Below are 16,286 nucleotides of genomic sequence, written 5' to 3' on the forward strand. Positions count from 1 at the left end.
TAGTGGGCTACTCGGACGATTCGACAACGCAGCGAGGTGCCGTGCCAGGCGCCGTGGGGTGGGGGCACCCCCGACCGAAGGTTGGGGGAGGGCATGTGACGACACGGCCTAGCGTGCGATGTCCGCGTAGCCCTCGACCTCGCGCGGGTCCCGGGAGCCCGGGCCGACGTAGCGGGCCGAGGGGCGCACCAGGCGGCCGGTGCGCTTCTGCTCCAGGATGTGCGCCGACCAGCCGGCGGTGCGGGCGCAGCTGAACATCGAGGTGAACATGTGGGCCGGGACCTCGGCGAAGTCCAGGATGATCGCGGCCCAGAACTCCACGTTGGTCGCCAGGACGCGGTCCGGGCGGCGGGAGTGCAGCTCCTCCAGGGCGGCCTTCTCCAGCGCCTCCGCGATCTCGAAGCGGGGGGCGCCCAGCTCCCTGGCGGTACGGCGCAGCACCCGCGCCCGCGGGTCCTCCGCCCGGTAGACCCGGTGGCCGAAGCCCATCAGGCGCTCGCCCTTGTCGAGGGCCTGCTTGACGTACGCCTCGGCGTCGCCGGTCCGCTCGATCTCCTCGATCATGCCCAGCACGCGGGAGGGCGCGCCGCCGTGCAGCGGGCCCGACATGGCGCCGACCGCGCCGGACAGCGCCGCCGCGACGTCGGCGCCCGTGGAGGCGATCACCCGGGCGGTGAAGGTCGAGGCGTTCATGCCGTGCTCGGCGGCGGAGGTCCAGTAGGCGTCCACGGCCTTGACGTGCTTGGGGTCGGGCTCGCCGCGCCAGCGGATCATGAAGCGCTCGACGACCGTCTCCGCCTTGTCGATCTCGCTCTGCGGCACCATGGGCAGCCCCTGGCCGCGCGCCGACTGCGCCACGTACGACAGCGCCATGACGGCCGCGCGGGCGAGGTCCTCGCGGGCCTGCTCGGCGTCGATGTCCAGCAGCGGCTTCAGTCCCCACACCGGGGCGAGCATGGCCAGCGCCGACTGGACGTCGACGCGGATGTCACCGGAGTGGACGGGGATCGGGAAGGGCTCGGCGGGCGGCAGGCCGGGGTTGAACGCACCGTCGACCAGCAGGCCCCACACGTTCCCGAAGGAGACGTGGCCCACCAGGTCCTCGATGTCCACCCCGCGGTAGCGCAGGGCGCCGCCCTCCTTGTCGGGTTCGGCGATCTCCGTCTCGAAGGCGACGACTCCCTCGAGTCCGGGTACGAAGTCGGACATCAGGCGGCTCCTCTTGATGCGGTCGACGATCCGGTGGTGCTTGTGGCACGCGGGGTGGTGCACGGGGGTCGGCACTCGGTGCCCCGTACGACATCCCCCGATGTCGAGAGGGCACGGATACCCGGCTGTAAGTCTGTCCCCTGCGGCAGGTGACGTGAAGCGTGAGGTCCGGCACATGTTGCGGGGACTTCCCGCGTGGGTTCCCGCGCAGCGTCCGGCACACGGTGCCGCCGCCGTGCTGCAAGATGTGCGGGTGCAGCACAGCCACCACGACCCCGCCGCCATGCGCAAGCAGTACCGCGCCCACGGACTGACCGAGGCCGAGCTGGCCGGCGACCCGTACACCCAGTTCGCGCACTGGTTCGCCGACGCCGTCAACGCGCGCGTCGACGAGCCCAACGCCATGGTGGTCTCCACCGCGGGGGCCGACGGGCTGCCCAGCTCGCGCACCGTCCTGCTGAAGAGCTACGACCACCGCGGCTTCGTCTTCTTCACCAACTACGGCTCCAGGAAGGGCCGCGAGCTCACCGAACGGCCCTACGCCTCCCTGCTGTTCCCCTGGCACCCGATCGCCCGCCAGGTGATCGTGGCGGGTGACGTCGAACGCGTCTCGCGCGAGGAGACCGAGGCGTACTTCCGCACCCGGCCGCACGGCTCGCGGATCGGCGCCTGGGCGAGCGCGCAGTCGTCGGTGGTGGGCTCGCGGGAGGAGCTGGAACACCGCTACGAGGAGCTGGCGGCACGCTACCCCGAGGGCACGGAGGTGCCCGTGCCGCCGCACTGGGGAGGCTTCCGGGTCGTCGCGCGCGGCGTGGAGTTCTGGCAGGGACGCGAGAACCGGCTGCACGACCGTCTGGTGTACACCGCCGCGGAGGGCGGCTGGACGGTACGGCGCCTGTCGCCCTGAGGGGCGGGAGCGTTCACCGCCCGTGGACGCAGACGACCCGCGGGCTGCTTCCCGGACGGCGAACCGTCCGGGCATCGGCCGGACGAATCCGACGAGCCCGCGGGTCGGGTGACTGCGATGAATTGGCCCGCTGCGCACATCGCGCGCAGGCGAGGAACGCAGGCGTCAGCCCGCAGTCACCTCACGCGTCCGATGGGAAATCATTCTCCGGACCACCTCCCTTCATGTGTGCTCGCAACCCTAGGAAACGGTCCGGCGGACGACAAGCGGTTTTTTTCCGCCCCGGGGAGGGCGGTCCCGAGGCGACCGAATTTCGTGAAGTTCCTGTGTCGTCGGTCACACAGGGGTTGAATGTCCAGACGTGCAGTCATTCGATGCGACGCCGCAGCTGCTCGCCGCGCTCCTCGACGGCATGGAGGCCGGACTCTGTGCCCTGGACCGCGACGGAGTGATCACGCACTGGAACTCCGAGGCCACCCGCATCCTGGGCTGGACCGCGGAGGAGGCCGTCGGCCGGCGCGGGTTCGCCGGCTGGGCGGCGCGCACCGCCGACGCCGAGGAGGTGCGCGGACGGCTGCTCGGCGCCATGGACGCGGAGGGCCGCCAGGTCCACGAGTTCGCGCTGCTGACCAAGGACGGCCGCCGCGTGCTGGTGCGGACCCAGGCCGCCGCCGTGCACGGCCCCGACGGACGCCCCGCGGGCGTCTACTGCGCTTTCTCCGAGGTGCACGCGCAGATCGACCTGGAGCGCTCGATAGCCCTCAGCGAGGCGCTCTTCGACGACGCGCCGTGCGGGGTCGTCCTCGTCGACGCCGACCTGCGTCCCGTCGTCGTCAACGCGTACGCCGCCCGTGTGCTGCGCACCAGCCGGGACGCGCCGCTCGGACGGCCGCTGGGCGACTTCCTCGACCAGGGCGCGGAGGAACTGGAGAGTGCCCTGCAGCACGTGCTCGCCGAGGGCGCGCCCCCCGCGCCCAGCGAGCTGTGGGTGGGTCTGCGGGCGGACGGCGGCGCACGCTGCTGCTGGCGCAGCGGCTTCGTGCGGCTCGGCTCGCCGCTGGGCGAGGAACCGGTGCCCCTCGGCGTCGGGTGGCTCTTCCACGACATCACCGACACCAAGCTCGCCGAGCAGGAGGCGGCGCGGCTGCGCTTCCGCAGCAACCAGCTGCACCGCGCCGCGCTGGCCGTCGCCGAGTGCGAGGACCGCCTGGAGGCGGCCACCTGCTACGTGGACTTCGCCCTCGCCGGGTTCGCCGAGCACGCCCTGCTCGACGTGCTCGCGCCCGACGGGGTGCGCCTCGTCCGGGCCGCCGCCACGCCCCCCGGCGGAGCCGGGCCCTGCCTGCCGGTGTCCGGCGGCATCCCGGTCCGGTACGGCGAGGGGCACCCCGCCCTGCAGGCGGTCGCGCGCACGGGCTCCGTCCGGGCCGGCTTCGGGGCCGCGGCCGCGGAGCCCGCCTCACGGGCCCAGGTCGACAGCTGGGCGGCCGCGCGGCGCTGGCCCGACGGCACCGTCCACGGGCTGTGCGCCGTGCTGCGCAGCCGCGGCCGCACGCTCGGCGTGCTCACCTTCCTGCGCGGCGCGGGCCGCCGTCCCTTCGACCGCGCGGACGCCGCCTTCGCCGAGGACGTCGCGCTGCGTGCGGCGGCCTGCCTCGACCTGCCGCCGCGGGTGTGACGGCGGGCCCGGCGGCGGTACCGGTAGCGGTCCGGCGGCGGTAGCGGCGGCGGTCCGACGACGGTCCAGCGGCGGCCCAGCAGCGACCTGAGCGCTCAGTGGCGGTAGAAGATCCGGTCCGCGTACTGCTCGAAGACCTCGGCGTTCCACTCGTGGCCGCCGTCGACGTTGCCCGAGCGGAGCATGGGCGGGGTGACGCCGCGTTCCGCCAGGTCCGCCGCGGCCGTGGCCACGACGGCCTGCATCAGCGCGCTGGTCACCACGGTGGAGGCCGGGCCGAACGGGGCCGCGATCCCCGGCACGGACAGCTCGGCGTCCCCCGGCGCGATCTTGCTGTCCACGACGACGTCGCAGTGGTCCTTCAGGAAGGTGCCGCTCGCGTGCCGTGAGTGCGTCTCCTTCGCGTACGCCACCGATGTGACGCCGATCACCGTCATCCCGAGGGCCTTCGCCTCCAGCGCCATCTCGACCGGGAGCGGGTTGCGGCCGGAGAGGGAGATGACCACCAGGAGGTCGCCCGCCCGGGCGGGGGAACTGCGCAGCACGACGCGGGCCAGGCCGCCGACCTGTTCGAGGGCGCTGCCGAGGGTGGCGGGGACGACGTCCACGCCGACCGCGCCCGGCACGGCCAGCAGGTTGACCAGGGCGAGGCCGCCCGCGCGGTAGACGACGTCCTGGGCGGGGAGCGAGGAGTGCCCCGCGCCGTAGGCGAACACCCGCCCCCCGTTCGCCACGGTGTCCGCGAGCGCGGCCGCGGCCGCCTCGATCCCCGCGGACTCCTCGTCCCTCACGCGCCTCAGCAGTGCGATGGCGGCATCGAAATATGTGGCGGCCAGATCGGTCATGCCGAGAACCGTGCTGCCGCGGCGTCCGCCTGTCAACCACAGGGCCCCGGTTGTCGGTCGCATGCGTCAGAATTGAGTCCAGGGCCACGTACGAGCCACCGAGGGGCACGCATGTCCGGACTGATCGACACGACGGAGATGTATCTCCGCACCATCCTTGAGCTGGAGGAGGAGGGTGTCGTCCCCATGCGCGCCCGAATCGCCGAACGGCTCGACCAGAGCGGACCGACGGTCAGTCAGACCGTCGCGCGCATGGAGCGGGACGGGCTGGTGCACGTCGCGGGCGACCGGCATCTGGAGCTGACCTCCGAGGGCCGGCGGATCGCGACGCGCGTGATGCGCAAGCACCGGCTGGCCGAGTGCCTGCTGGTCGACGTCATCGGGCTGGAGTGGGAGCACGTGCACGCCGAGGCGTGCCGCTGGGAGCACGTGATGAGCGAGGCGGTCGAGCGCCGCGTCCTCGAGCTGCTGCGGCACCCGACGGAGTCGCCGTACGGCAACCCCATCCCCGGCCTGGAGGAACTCGGCGAGAAGGACGGCGCGGACCCCTTCCTGGACGAGGGCATGGTCAGCCTGATCCACCTGGAGACGGGCCAGGCGGGCGCGAGCGTGGTCGTGCGGCGGATCGGCGAGCCGATCCAGACGGACGCCCAGCTGATGTACACCCTGCGGCGGGCCGGTGTGCAGCCGGGCGCGGTGGTGTCGGTGACCCCGTCGGCGGGCGGCGTGCTGGTCGGCAGCGGCGGCGAGGCCGCGGAGCTGAGCACGGAGACCGCCTCGCACGTGTTCGTCGCCAAGCGCTAGGACCCCCGTTCCCCGGGACTCCTCCACGGTCCGGTGCGCCTCTCGGGTGCGCGCGGCCGGGGTTCGTGCTGGAGGAGGCAGCTGACGGAACCGGTGCGTCGGGGTTCCCCGCCGGCCGGTCGGTCGCGTCGTTGTTCCGGGGCGAGGGGGCGCTGGTGCTGCGCCGGGTCCGTGCCGTTCCGCGCCGTGGGCCGGACGGTCGGGGTGCTTCCCTGCGCTCCTCCCGGCCCCTGCCCGATGCCGGCTTGATCAGTGGGGCCGTGGGCCCCGCAGGTGCGGGGCCTTGTCCGAGGGACCCCGGCGCCTCCCCATGCGCCGGAGTCCCTTCCTCCCCCGATTCCCCCGTCCCCTCCCCTGGGCCCCCGTGGAGGCCACCCGGATCCCCGAGCTGTCCGGGTGGCTCCCCGCTGCCCGTCTTCCCCGCCGGGCCGCGTCCCGCTGAAGTCCTCCCCTCGGCGCGGGCCGGCAATCCTTGAGCGTTGTCACTCGAAAGAGCGGTGTTGCGCGTGTGAAGACGCGTATAGAACAGGCTTTCGATAACGTGGGGGTCTGAACGTCACGTAGAGGGGGGTGCGGCACATGGTCAGGCGCGTCGAAGTCACCGGAGCGGGCGGCCTCCCGCTCACGGCGTGGGAGTACGCCGACGGGTTCGTCCCCGGGCCCGGGGCGGTGTCCGGGGAAGCCCCGCGGCCCGCCGTCCTGCTGCTGCACGGCCTGATGGGACGGGCCTCCCAGTGGGCCGGCACCGCCCGCCGGCTCGCCGCCCGCCACCGGGTGGTCGCCCTGGACCAGCGCGGTCACGGAGGCAGCGCCAAGCCCGAGGGGCCCTACACGCGGGACGCCTACGTGGCCGACGCGGCCGCCGTCGTCGAGCAGCTGGGGCTCGCGCCGGTCACCGTGGTCGGGCACTCGATGGGTGCCCTCACCGCCTGGCAGCTCGCCGTCCGCCGGCCGTCGCTGGTGCGGGCCGTGGTCCTGTGCGACATGCGGGCGGTGGCCCTCGGGGAGGCGAGCCAGCGCCGTTGGGAGGACTGGTTCGGGGCCTGGCCGCTGCCCTTCCCCGGGCCCGACGCGGTGCGCCGTTGGTTCGGCGAGGAGGATCCCTGGCTGGAGGGCTCCCGCCCGGCACGGGGGGAGTTCTTCGCCGAGGTGATGGAGGAGCACGCCGACGGCTGGCGCCCGGTGTTCGCGCGGCGGCACATGCTGCGCTCCCGTGAGTCCTGGATCCACGACGCCCACTGGGACGAGCTGGCCCAGGTGTCCTGCCCCGCCCTCGTCGTCCGCGGCTGGGACGGCGAGCTGGGCCGTGCCGAGGCCCAGGAGATGGTGCGGGTGCTGCCCCGGGGCTCGTACGCGGAGATCCCCGACGCCGGGCACCTCGTCCCCTGGGACCAGCCCGAGGCCTGGTATGCGGCGGTCGAGACCTTCCTGGCGGACGTCGCGGGCCTGCCGGTCTGCCAGGCCTGACCGGGCGCTGGGCGCCGGGCGCCGGGCGGCGAGCGCTGAGCGGGGAGCCGGGAGCGGCGGCGGCGGGGGTCAGGCGAAGACGACCGTGCGGCGGCCGTTGAGCAGGACGCGGTGCTCGCTGTGCCACTTCACGGCGCGCGCCAGGGCCTGGCACTCCACGTCGCGGCCGATGGCGACCAGCTGCTCCGGGTTGACCTCGTGGCCCACCCGCTCGACCTCCTGCTCGATGATCGGGCCCTCGTCGAGGTCGGCGGTGACGTAGTGCGCCGTCGCGCCGATCAGCTTCACCCCGCGGGCATGGGCCTGGTGGTAGGGCCGGGCGCCCTTGAAGCTGGGCAGGAAGGAGTGATGGATGTTGATGATCCGGCCGGAGAGCTCCTTGCAGAGGTGGTCCGAGAGCACCTGCATGTAGCGGGCGAGGACGACCAGTTGGACGTTCTCCTTCTCCACCAGCGAGAGCAGCTCCGCCTCGGCCTCGGCCTTGTTCTCCTTCGTCACCGGGATGTGGTGGAAGGGGACGTCGTAGGAACCCGCCAGTTCGGCGAAGTCGGTGTGGTTGGAGACCACGGCGGCGATCTCCACCGGCAGCGCGCCGATGCTGGTGCGGAAGAGCAGGTCGTTGAGGCAGTGCCCGAACTTGCTGACCATCAGGATGACGCGCATCCGCTCGGCGGAGGGCGTGATCTGCCAGTCCATGGCGTAGGCGTCGGCGACGGCCGCGAAGCTGGCCCGCAGCTTGTCGGCGGTGACCGGGTGGCCCGCCGAGAAGTGCACCCGCATGAAGAACAGCCCGGTGTCGTGGTCGCCGAACTGCTGGCTGTCCTCGATGTTGCACCCGGTCATGAAGAGGTAGCTCGACACGGCGTGCACGATGCCCGCCTTGTCGGGGCACGACAGGGTGAGGATGTACTGCTGGTCCTGCGGCTGCGGCTGCGACTCGTCGGCGGCGTTCACGGGGCTAGCGTCGCACAAAGTCGCCCCGTCGTCCCAAGCCGTCCGCCAGCCGGGCGCCCGGGTGTCGTCGCAGCTGGCACCCGGCTGCCGCGGCGCTCACGCCGGTTCGCGGCGCGACGGAAGGTCGCGCGGGACGACGGCACGGGACGACGGCACGGGCCGGCGGGAGCGGACGGCGGTGCCCAGGGCTCAGGCCGTGCGTGTGTAGATCTTGAGGATTTCCAGTGAACGCGGCGGCGTGTCCGGGTCCTCGCCGTCCCCGGTCGCCAGCCGCACGTGCGCCTCGCGGGCCGCCCGTACCGCTTCCGGCCAGGCGTGGTTCTCCAGGTACGCGGAGACGGGGGCGTCCGCGCCCACCTGGTGCAGGATCTTCAGCACCCGCAGCACGGCCACGTCGACCAGGGCCGCCTCCTGGGAGTCCCGGAAGACGGTGCCCACGTACTTCTCCGCGGACCAGTTGTCCAGCCAGGTGTCCTCGACGAGGCGGTAGACGGCGTCGGTCACGTCGCCGTAGTTCGGTTGCCCGGCGAGCCAGACGTCACGCTGGAACACCGGGTCGCTGATCATGTGCAGCGCCGAGCGCACGTTCGCGCGCCAGCGCCACCAGGGCATGTCGTTGAGCGGCATGCCCCCCATCGTGGACGAGCGGGTGCCGCGGCGGGAAGACTTCTCCGTACTCTGCACAGTGCACGATCGTACGTGCTTCCCGCTCCACACACTCTGTTCACCCGATGGTGACCCTCCGTTCCCTAGCGTTCACCCTGGCGTTGCGGAAAACCCGGAATCTTCCCATTCCATGAGTGATTGCCGCACACGCAGAGCTGTTCCGTTCGTGTCGGCGATCGCCGGCGTCGCCCTGCTCGCAGGATGCGGCACGCTCCCCGGGGGGACGGGCGGCACCACCGGCCCGATCGTCGTCATGACCTGGGCGCCGCAGAACACCAACGCGACCAACATGCCGGGTATGCCGGCGATGGCCAAGACCTACGCGAAGTACGTCAACGCCCGCGGCGGCATCGCCGGCCGGGAGTTGAAGGTCATCACCTGCAACGACCACAACACCGCGATCGGCGCCGGCGACTGCGCCGAGCAGGCCGCCGACGCGGGCGCGGTCGCGGTCGTCGGCTCCTACAGCCAGTACGGCGCCGCCTTCACCACGACGCTGGAGGCCGAGGGCATCCCGTACCTCGGCGGCTATGGCATCACCCAGGACGAGTTCGAGAGCCCGCTCTCCTACCCCATCAACGGCGGGTTGCCCGCGCTGATGGCCGGTGCCGGCAGTCAACTGGCGGGCAAGTGCGACAAGGTGAGCCTCGTACGCCCCGACACCGCCGCGGGCGACCTCTTCGTGCGCTTCCTCGACGCGGGCCTGCGCGCCGCGGGCCGTTCCGGCGCCACCGACCTGCGCGCCGCCGAGGACGCCACCGACTACAACGCGATATCCCGGCAGGCCATCGGCTCCAACAAGCCCGGCGACTGCGTGAGCGCCGCGCTCGGCGACAAGACCGCCACCTTCTTCGACGCCTTCCGCCGCACGACGACCACCGACCCGCTCTCCGGCCTGGAGGACGGCCCCCAGGCGCGGATCGCCTCCGTCCTCGGCAGCGTCCAGCAGTCCACCCTCGACAGCACCGGCGGCAAGAACAGCCCGCTGGAGGGCGCCTACATCACCGGCTGGTACCCGCCGGCCTCCGACTCGCGCTGGGCGCTGATGCGGAACACGATCAAGCGGTACGCCTTCGGCAACAACGACATCGACCCGAACGACCCTGGCGTGCAGACGACATGGATCGCCTACACCGCCCTCACCGAGGTCATCGAGAAGATGGGCAAGGACCAGGCGGTCACGGCGCCGACGCTGAAGAAGGCGCTGGACGGGGCGCACAACGTCTCCACCGACGGCCTCACGCCCCCGCTCGGCTGGCGCGACGAGGACGCGGCCGCCATCATCGAGCAGCCGCGACTGGTCAACGGCCGGGTCACCTTCCAGAAGGTCGAGAAGGGCCGGCTGGTGGCCGCGCGCAAGGGCTTCGTGGACGTGACGAAGACCCTGGAGAACGCCCCGGGCTGACGCCCGGCGGGCGCCGGGAACGGCGGCCCGCGACGCCGGGGGACCCCCGGAGCGCCGGCGGCCACGGCCGCCGGCGCTCCGTCGTTTCACGGGGAACCCGCGTCAGAGCTGACTGCCCTGGTGCTGCGTCAGCCCGTACTTCTTCGCGATGGGGTTCCACAGCGCCGCCGCACGCGCCTTCGCCTGCGTGGCGGTGCCGCTCTGGGTGTTGCCCGCCGAGTACTGTCCGGTCGGGCGCGCCTGGTCGTGACGGCAGAGCTTCTTGCTGCTCTTCACCTGGTCGGCCCAGGCCGCGTAGTGGTTGTCGGCGGCCGCGGAGGCCGTCCACGCCTTGTTGAGGGCGTCGGTGAGCTCCTGGTGGGCGGGGAGCTTGTCCACCGGCAGCGACTTCAGTTGCGCCATCAGGTCGTTGCGCTGCTGCGCGGCGGCCCGCAGATCGGCGGCGGCCCCGTCGAGGTTCCGGCAGCCCTTGATGCCGGCGACCGCGTTGATCACCGAGGTCCGGTTGCTGCCGCTCGTCTTGAGCAGCGCCTCCAGCCCCTTGGCCTGCTTCTCCGCCGCGTCGTCGCCGCCGCCCCCGGAGGACGCCGGGGCCGAGGCGCTGGACGAGGGCGCGGGGGACTGGCCGCCCGCGGTCGGGCTGTCGTCCCCGCCGCTCATCAGGGCGCCCGCGAGGAGACCGGCCACGGCACAGCCGCCGACGACGATGCCGATCAGCGCGGCCGGGGTCATCCTGCGGCGGGCCGGGGCGGGCTCGTCGTGGTCGTAGGACGGCTGCGGCGCGTAGGCGGGCTGTCCGTACGCGGGCTGTCCGTAGGCGGGCTGTCCGTAGTCCGGGGCTGCGGCATAGCCGGGCTGCTGCGCGGGCGGGCCGTCCTGGCGGTAGAGGTGCCCGAAGTCGTCGTGGGGCTGCTGCGGCGCGAGCATCCCGTCGTGGCCCTGGTGGCCCTGGTGGCCCTGGGGGTCGTGCGGGTAGCCGTAGCCGGGTGCCTGCTGCGGGGCCTGCGCGTCCTCGAAGCGCGGCAGGTGCTGGGTGGCGTCCGCCTCGGCCGGGGCGCCCGGGTGCACGCTGTAGGAGGCGGCGTCGGCCATCGGGTACGGCGGCAGCATCTGTGTGGCGTCCGCCACAGGACCGGGCTGGTACTGGGGCGCCGGGGGCTGCTGCGGCGCATGGGCCGGCATGGGCGGCCGGGCCTGCGGGTACGGCGGGAAGAGCTGTGTGGCGTCGGAGTCCGGGAGGGACTGCTGCGGGGCGCCGTACGCCTGGGGCCGCTCGCCCCACGGCTGCCCGGCCGCGGGGCCGGTACCCCACGCCGTGGCCGCTCCCGGGCCGGGTATGCCCCCGTCCGCGGGCAGCACCACGCCCTCGTGCACCTCCGGATACGCCTCGTCACCGCGTCCGCCGTGCATCTCCGGTACCTCTGCCTTCTCCGTCGCTACGGAATCGTCGGCTCACGCTACCGGGTCTGCTTCGGGGGTCACCACGCCGCGGTCGGTCCCGTGGGGTCCGGGCGGCCGCCGCGTCGCAGAACAGGGTGCCCCTACCGCGGGGTTGATGTCGTTCCTGTAACGATTCGGTGGACGGGGGCGTGTGCCACCCCCGTCCCCGTGCCGTCACGCCGCCAGTTCCTCCTCCTCCAGCCGGGCGTCGAACTCCCGGACGGCGTTCTCCGCCGCGTACGGCTGGAGGCGCAGGCGGAGGTCGTCGAGGTACTCCGCGCCGCGGTTGGTGCGGAGCGTGGAGAGCAGCTCGACGGCCCGGGCGCCGGTGTGGCAGGCCTGCTCGACCTCCCGTTGCTGGACCTGGGCCTGGGCGAGCAGCAGCAGCCCGATCGCGCGGCGGCGCGCCTTCTCCGGGGCGTGCCCGGCCAGTGCCTCCTCGGCCCGGCGCACCGCCTGCGGCGCCTGGTTGAGGTCGCGGTGGCAGTGGGCGAGCTCGTCGGCGAGGTAGGCGGGCCCGAAGTGCCGGATCCAGTCGGGGTCGTCGCCCGGATCGGAGCGCTCCAGCGCCTCCACGGCCTGTCCCGCGACGGCCCCGCAGGCCCGCGCGTCGCCCATCAGCGCGTGGCCCCGCGCCTCCGCCGCGTAGAACATGGCCTGCGCGGTGGCGGTGACCTGGCCGCGGGCGCCCTCCTGGGCGGCGCGGGCCAGTTGTGCGATCTCGCGCGGGTTGCCGAGCTGCGCGGCGAGGTGGCTCATCCCCGCGGCCAGGACGTAGCCCCCGTACGCGCGGTCGCCCGCGGCCTGCGCCAGCCGCAGCGCCTGGATGTAGTAGCGCTGCGCCAGGCCGGGCTGGCCGGTGTCGACGGCCATGTAGCCGGCGAGTTCGGTCAGTCGCGCGACGGCGGAGAAGAGCTGACGCCCCGTCGCCTCGCGGTAGGAGCCGGCGAGGAGCCCGGAGACCACGCTGTTGAGGTAGTGCACCACCACCGGGCGCACATGACCGCTGCCGAAGCGGTGGTCGAGTTCGTTGAGCGCGCGGGTGGTGGCCCGTACCGCCTCGACGTCGGACATGCCCACGCGCTGCCCGCCGGCCCGTGCGACCTGGGAGTCGGCGCGGGTGATCAGCCAGTCCCGGCTGGGCTCGACCAGGGCCGAGGCCGCCACGCTGGAACCGGTGAGGAAGTCCCGGCGGCCGACGTCGCTCCGCCACAACTCGCAGACCTGCTCGATCGCGCCGAGCACGGTGGGTGAGAAGTGCAGGCCGACGCCGGTGGCCAGGTTCTTGCCGTTGGCCATGCCGATCTCGTCGATGGTGACGGTGCGGCCGAGCTTGCGGCCGATGGCCTCGGCGATGATCGCCGGGGCCCGGCCCCGCGGTTGCTGGCCGCGTAGCCAGCGGGCCACGGAGGTCTTGTCGTAGCGCAGGTCGAGGCCGTGCTCCGCGCCGCACATGTTGACCCGGCGGGCCAATCCGGCGTTGGAGCAGCCTGCCTCCTGGATCAGTGCCTGCAGCCGTTCGTTCGGCTGGCGGGCGACGAGCGGTCGTGCGGCCATGGGCTCCCCCTCACAGCTGCCGCTTTGGGGACCTCAAGATCCCTTCCTGAAGATCCCTTCCCGGTACGCGCCACTCAAATTCCCCGCAAAGGACATAATTTGCGGCTGGATGCATGCCTACACACGCAAGGGTGACTACCCGGATGTCGGACCTCCCCCTACCGCGCGCCCCCGCACGTGCTCCCGTGCGCCCGCCATGAGCCGCGAGGCCGAGACCTCACTGCCCGTAACCCGCGCTGGGCAGGGCAGTTGTGAAGGTCGTGGAAGACACCGTGGAACACACCGTCCCAGCCCCGCGGCGGATCGCCGGCCAACTCCTCGACGCCGCCGTCGGGTACGCGGACGAACGGCACTGGGATGTGCTGCCCGGTGCCTGGCTCGTCGAGGACGCCACCCCCTCCGGCCGCGGCGCGCGCGTCCCGCGCACCCCGCGCTGTTCCTGCGGCGACACCGGCTGCCCCGCGCCCGGGGCGCACCCGTCCGGGCCCGGCTGGGTGGGGGAGGCGAGCGGCAGTGGCGCCGCGGTACGCAGGATGTGGCTGCGGCAGCCCCTCGCGTCGGTGCTGCTCCCCACCGGGCGCACCTTCGACGCGATCGAGGTCCCCGAGGACGCCGGCTGCCTCGCGCTGGCCCGCATGGAGCGCATGGAACTGCCGCTCGGCCCGGTGCTCGGGACCCCGTCCCGCCGGATGATCTTCTTCGTGCTGCCCGGGGCCGCCGTCAAGGCGCCGGACCTGCTGCGCAGGCTCGGCTGGGCACCGTCCTCGCTCGACCTGGTGGTGCGCGGCGACGGCGACTGGGTGCCGGCCCCGCCCACCCGGCTCGGGACGGGCGGCGTCGTTCAGTGGGTGCGCCAGCCCACGGCCCTCAACCGGTGGCTGCCGGACACCGAGGAACTGATCTCCCCCCTCGCGTATGCCTGCGGCCGCGGACGCTAGCCGGGCCGTACCCCCCTCGGCATAGGCTGGGCGGATGCCGAACGCATCCGTCGCGCCCGCCGTACGTGTCCAGGGACTGTGGAAACGCTTCGGGCAGCAGGTCGCCGTCGCCGGGATCGACCTGAGCCTGCCCGCCGGGCACTTCGTGGGACTCGTGGGGCCCAACGGGGCGGGCAAGACCACGACCCTGTCGATGGTGACCGGGCTGCTGCGGCCCGACCACGGCCTCATCGAGGTCGGCGGCGCCGACGTCTGGCGCGACCCGGTCGCCGTGAAGTCCCGCATCGGCGTCCTGCCCGAGGGGCTGCGGCTCTTCGAACGGCTCACCGGCCGCGAACTGCTGGCGTACACGGGGCGGCTGCGCGGCATCCCGGGCGCGGAGACCGACCGCCGCGCCGCGCAACTGCTCGACGTCCTCGACCTGGCCGGCGCCGCCAACAAGCTCGTCGTGGACTACTCGACGGGCATGCGCAAGAAGATCGGCCTGGCCGCGGCCCTCCTCCACAACCCCGAAGTACTCTTCCTGGACGAGCCCTTCGAGGGGGTCGACCCCGTCTCCGCCCAGGTGATCCGCGGGGTGCTGGAGCGCTTCACCGGGTCCGGGGCGACGGTCGTCTTCTCCTCGCACGTCATGGAGCTGGTGGAGAGCCTGTGCGACTGGGTGGCGGTGATGGCCACCGGCCGGATCGTGGCGCAGGGCCCCATCGCCGAGGTGCGCGGGCAGGCGCCGACGCTGCAGGACGCCTTCCTGACCCTGGTGGGCGCGCGTGACCGCGGTCCGGGGCAGGACCTGGACTGGCTCGGCGGGGCGAACGCCGGGGGCGGACCGGCCGGGGCGGACCGGTCGTGACGGGGACCTTCGTACGGCTCAAGCTGTCGGTCCTCCGCAACGGGCTGCGCCAGTCCACCGGACGCCGGGTCGGCTGGATCGTCGGCACCCTGGTCTCCCTGCTGTACGCGCTGGGCATGGTCGTGGGGCTCGTCCTCCTGCACGGCAACGAGTACGCGCCCGCCGCGGCCGTCGGCGTCGGAGTGGTGCTCGGGGCCGGATGGGCCGTCATGCCGCTGTTCGTCTTCGGCGGTGACGACACCCTCGACCCGACCCGGCTGGCCATGCTGCCGCTGCGGCCGTGGCCGCTGGTCCGGGCGCTCCTGGTCTCCTCGCTCGTCGGCGTCGGGCCGTTGCTGACGCTCCTGGTGGTGGCCGGAGCGGCGGTGTCCGTCGTGGCGGGGGCCGCCTCGGCGGTGGCCGCGGTGCTCGCGGTGCCGCTGGCCGTGCTGATGTGCGTGGCCCTGTCGCGGGCAGTCGCCGCGGCCAACACCCGCCTGCTGACCAGCCGCAAGGGGCGCGACCTGGCGGTGCTCAGCGGCGTGCTGATCGCGGTGGGCGCCCAGTTGGTCAGCCTGGCCGCCAACGCGCTGACCTCGGGGAACGGTCTGGAGCGGATCAGCGGTTTCACCACCGTGCTGCGCTGGGTGCCGCCGGCGTCGGCGCTGGACGCGGTGCGGTCGGTGGGCGAGGGCTCGTACGGGCTCGCGGCCGCCGAACTCGCCTGGACCGCGGTCGCGGTGGGCCTGGTGCTCCTGTGGTGGCACACCAGCCTGGACCGGCTGATGACCCGCCCGGACGCCTCCACGCTTCAGGCGGGGCCCTCGAGCGTCCGCGAGACCCGGTTCCGGCTGTTCCCCGAGGGACGCACCGGCACCGTCATGGAGCGCCAGTTCCGCTACGCCTGGCGCGATCCGCGCACCAAGGCCGCCTGGGCCACCGCACTGGCCGTCGGGCTGCTGCTGCCGCTGGTCTCGGCGGTCCAGGACGGCAGCGTCTACTCCGCCTGCTGGGCGGCCGGGCTGCTCGGGCTGCAGATGTACAACCAGTTCGGCATGGACGGCTCCGCCTTCTGGACGGTCGCCGCGACCATCTCATCCCGCGCGGACGGGTACGCGGAACTGCGGGGGCGGGCCCTGGCGATCGCGGTGGTGGGCGTCCCGTACGTGGCCGTCGTCACCATCGGCGCGGCCTTCCTGCTGGGGCGGGCCGACGCGGTGGCGGAGACGCTCGGGCTCTCCTTCGCGCTGCTCGGGGCGCTGGTCGCCACCGGCGCCTGGGCGAGCGTGCGCTTCCCCTACTCCATGCCGCAGGAGAACCGCTTCGGCAGCGCCGCCGCGCCGGGCCAGACGAGCCTGGCGTGGCTCAGCCTCGTCGGGGGCGCGCTGACGGGCGCGGTGATCACGCTTCCGGTGCTCGGCGTGCTGATCTGGCTCCACGTCTCGGGGCGGCACGGCGCGCTGTGGCTCGTACTGCCGCTGGGCTGCCTCCACGGGGCCGCGTTCGCGGTGGCGGGGGTCCGCTCGGCGGCGCCCCGTCTGCTGGGCCGGCTGCCGGAGGTGCTGACGGCGGTGAGCAAGGGGTAGG

The 16,286-nt window shown here is 73.4% G+C and carries 14 protein-coding genes; 8 read left to right on the forward strand and 6 right to left on the reverse strand.

Going from position 1 to position 16,286, the window contains the following annotated elements; translation table 11 throughout:
- Positions 1 to 108: 108 nt before the first annotated feature.
- Entirely contained in the window at positions 109 to 1,209 is a 1,101-nt protein-coding gene (locus ACFZAU_RS34800) for a citrate synthase 2 (RefSeq protein ID WP_500330329.1), read from the reverse strand.
- Between the two features lie 283 nt (positions 1,210 to 1,492).
- On the opposite strand from ACFZAU_RS34800, the gene pdxH reads away from it, so the two are divergent.
- Both pdxH and ACFZAU_RS34810 read left to right on the forward strand, forming a co-directional pair.
- Positions 1,493 to 2,116 carry a pyridoxamine 5'-phosphate oxidase gene (gene pdxH / locus ACFZAU_RS34805; RefSeq protein WP_500555554.1) on the forward strand — a complete coding sequence of 208 codons (624 nt, stop codon included), beginning with the start codon at positions 1,493 to 1,495 and terminating at the stop codon, positions 2,114 to 2,116.
- A gap of 361 nt (positions 2,117 to 2,477) precedes the next feature.
- Complete coding sequence (locus tag ACFZAU_RS34810) at positions 2,478 to 3,794, forward strand: PAS domain-containing protein (RefSeq protein ID WP_499599897.1); 1,317 nt, start codon at positions 2,478 to 2,480, stop codon at positions 3,792 to 3,794.
- A gap of 95 nt (positions 3,795 to 3,889) precedes the next feature.
- Here ACFZAU_RS34810 and ACFZAU_RS34815 read toward each other — a convergent pair whose 3' ends face one another.
- Positions 3,890 to 4,639, reverse strand: coding sequence for an SIS domain-containing protein (locus ACFZAU_RS34815; protein WP_500555487.1), 750 nt, complete (start codon positions 4,637 to 4,639; stop codon positions 3,890 to 3,892).
- 111 nt (positions 4,640 to 4,750) lie between these two features.
- On the opposite strand from ACFZAU_RS34815, the gene ACFZAU_RS34820 reads away from it, so the two are divergent.
- Positions 4,751 to 5,443 (forward strand): iron-dependent transcriptional repressor DtxR, encoded by a 693-nt coding sequence (locus ACFZAU_RS34820; RefSeq protein WP_500555488.1) that lies wholly within the window; start codon positions 4,751 to 4,753, stop codon positions 5,441 to 5,443.
- Between the two features lie 579 nt (positions 5,444 to 6,022).
- Positions 6,023 to 6,910, forward strand: a complete 888-nt coding sequence (locus ACFZAU_RS34825; RefSeq protein WP_500555489.1) for an alpha/beta fold hydrolase — start codon at positions 6,023 to 6,025, stop codon at positions 6,908 to 6,910.
- A gap of 69 nt (positions 6,911 to 6,979) precedes the next feature.
- On the opposite strand, the gene purU is transcribed toward ACFZAU_RS34825, so the two are convergent.
- Both purU and ACFZAU_RS34835 read right to left on the reverse strand, forming a co-directional pair.
- On the reverse strand, positions 6,980 to 7,864 hold the full coding sequence (gene purU, locus ACFZAU_RS34830) for a formyltetrahydrofolate deformylase (protein WP_499599901.1): 885 nt from the start codon (positions 7,862 to 7,864) through the stop codon (positions 6,980 to 6,982).
- 189 nt (positions 7,865 to 8,053) lie between these two features.
- A complete protein-coding gene (locus ACFZAU_RS34835) occupies positions 8,054 to 8,500 on the reverse strand; it encodes an SCO4402 family protein (protein ID WP_500461281.1) in 447 nt (148 codons plus the stop codon).
- 196 nt (positions 8,501 to 8,696) lie between these two features.
- Here ACFZAU_RS34835 and ACFZAU_RS34840 point away from each other — a divergent pair, with 196 nt between their 5' ends.
- Positions 8,697 to 9,935, forward strand: a complete 1,239-nt coding sequence (locus ACFZAU_RS34840) for an ABC transporter substrate-binding protein (protein WP_499599902.1) — start codon at positions 8,697 to 8,699, stop codon at positions 9,933 to 9,935.
- Between the two features lie 102 nt (positions 9,936 to 10,037).
- On the opposite strand, the gene ACFZAU_RS34845 is transcribed toward ACFZAU_RS34840, so the two are convergent.
- Together ACFZAU_RS34845 and ACFZAU_RS34850 are read right to left on the reverse strand one after the other, a co-directional pair.
- Positions 10,038 to 11,345 (reverse strand): hypothetical protein, encoded by a 1,308-nt coding sequence (locus ACFZAU_RS34845; RefSeq protein ID WP_500555490.1) that lies wholly within the window; start codon positions 11,343 to 11,345, stop codon positions 10,038 to 10,040.
- 204 nt (positions 11,346 to 11,549) lie between these two features.
- Entirely contained in the window at positions 11,550 to 12,932 is a 1,383-nt protein-coding gene (locus ACFZAU_RS34850) for an NsdA family TPR-like regulatory protein (protein ID WP_500555491.1), read from the reverse strand.
- 251 nt (positions 12,933 to 13,183) lie between these two features.
- Between ACFZAU_RS34850 and ACFZAU_RS34855 the strand changes: the two genes are divergently transcribed.
- The 3 genes from ACFZAU_RS34855 to ACFZAU_RS34865 are packed head-to-tail and all read left to right on the forward strand — an operon-like array spanning position 13,184 to position 16,285.
- Positions 13,184 to 13,870: a bifunctional DNA primase/polymerase gene (locus ACFZAU_RS34855; RefSeq protein ID WP_500555492.1), complete on the forward strand. Its 687-nt coding sequence runs from the start codon at positions 13,184 to 13,186 to the stop codon at positions 13,868 to 13,870.
- Between the two features lie 34 nt (positions 13,871 to 13,904).
- A complete protein-coding gene (locus ACFZAU_RS34860; RefSeq protein ID WP_500461083.1) occupies positions 13,905 to 14,720 on the forward strand; it encodes an ABC transporter ATP-binding protein in 816 nt (271 codons plus the stop codon).
- Positions 14,717 to 16,285 carry a transporter gene (locus tag ACFZAU_RS34865; protein ID WP_500555493.1) on the forward strand — a complete coding sequence of 523 codons (1,569 nt, stop codon included), beginning with the start codon at positions 14,717 to 14,719 and terminating at the stop codon, positions 16,283 to 16,285. The genes ACFZAU_RS34860 and ACFZAU_RS34865 overlap by 4 nt, the downstream gene beginning before the upstream one ends.
- Position 16,286: the final 1 nt, after the last annotated feature.

Origin of the sequence: Streptomyces sp. NPDC008238 (assembly GCF_042956445.1) — a bacterium.
In the GTDB taxonomy this organism is placed as follows: Bacteria; Actinomycetota; Actinomycetes; order Streptomycetales; family Streptomycetaceae; genus Actinacidiphila.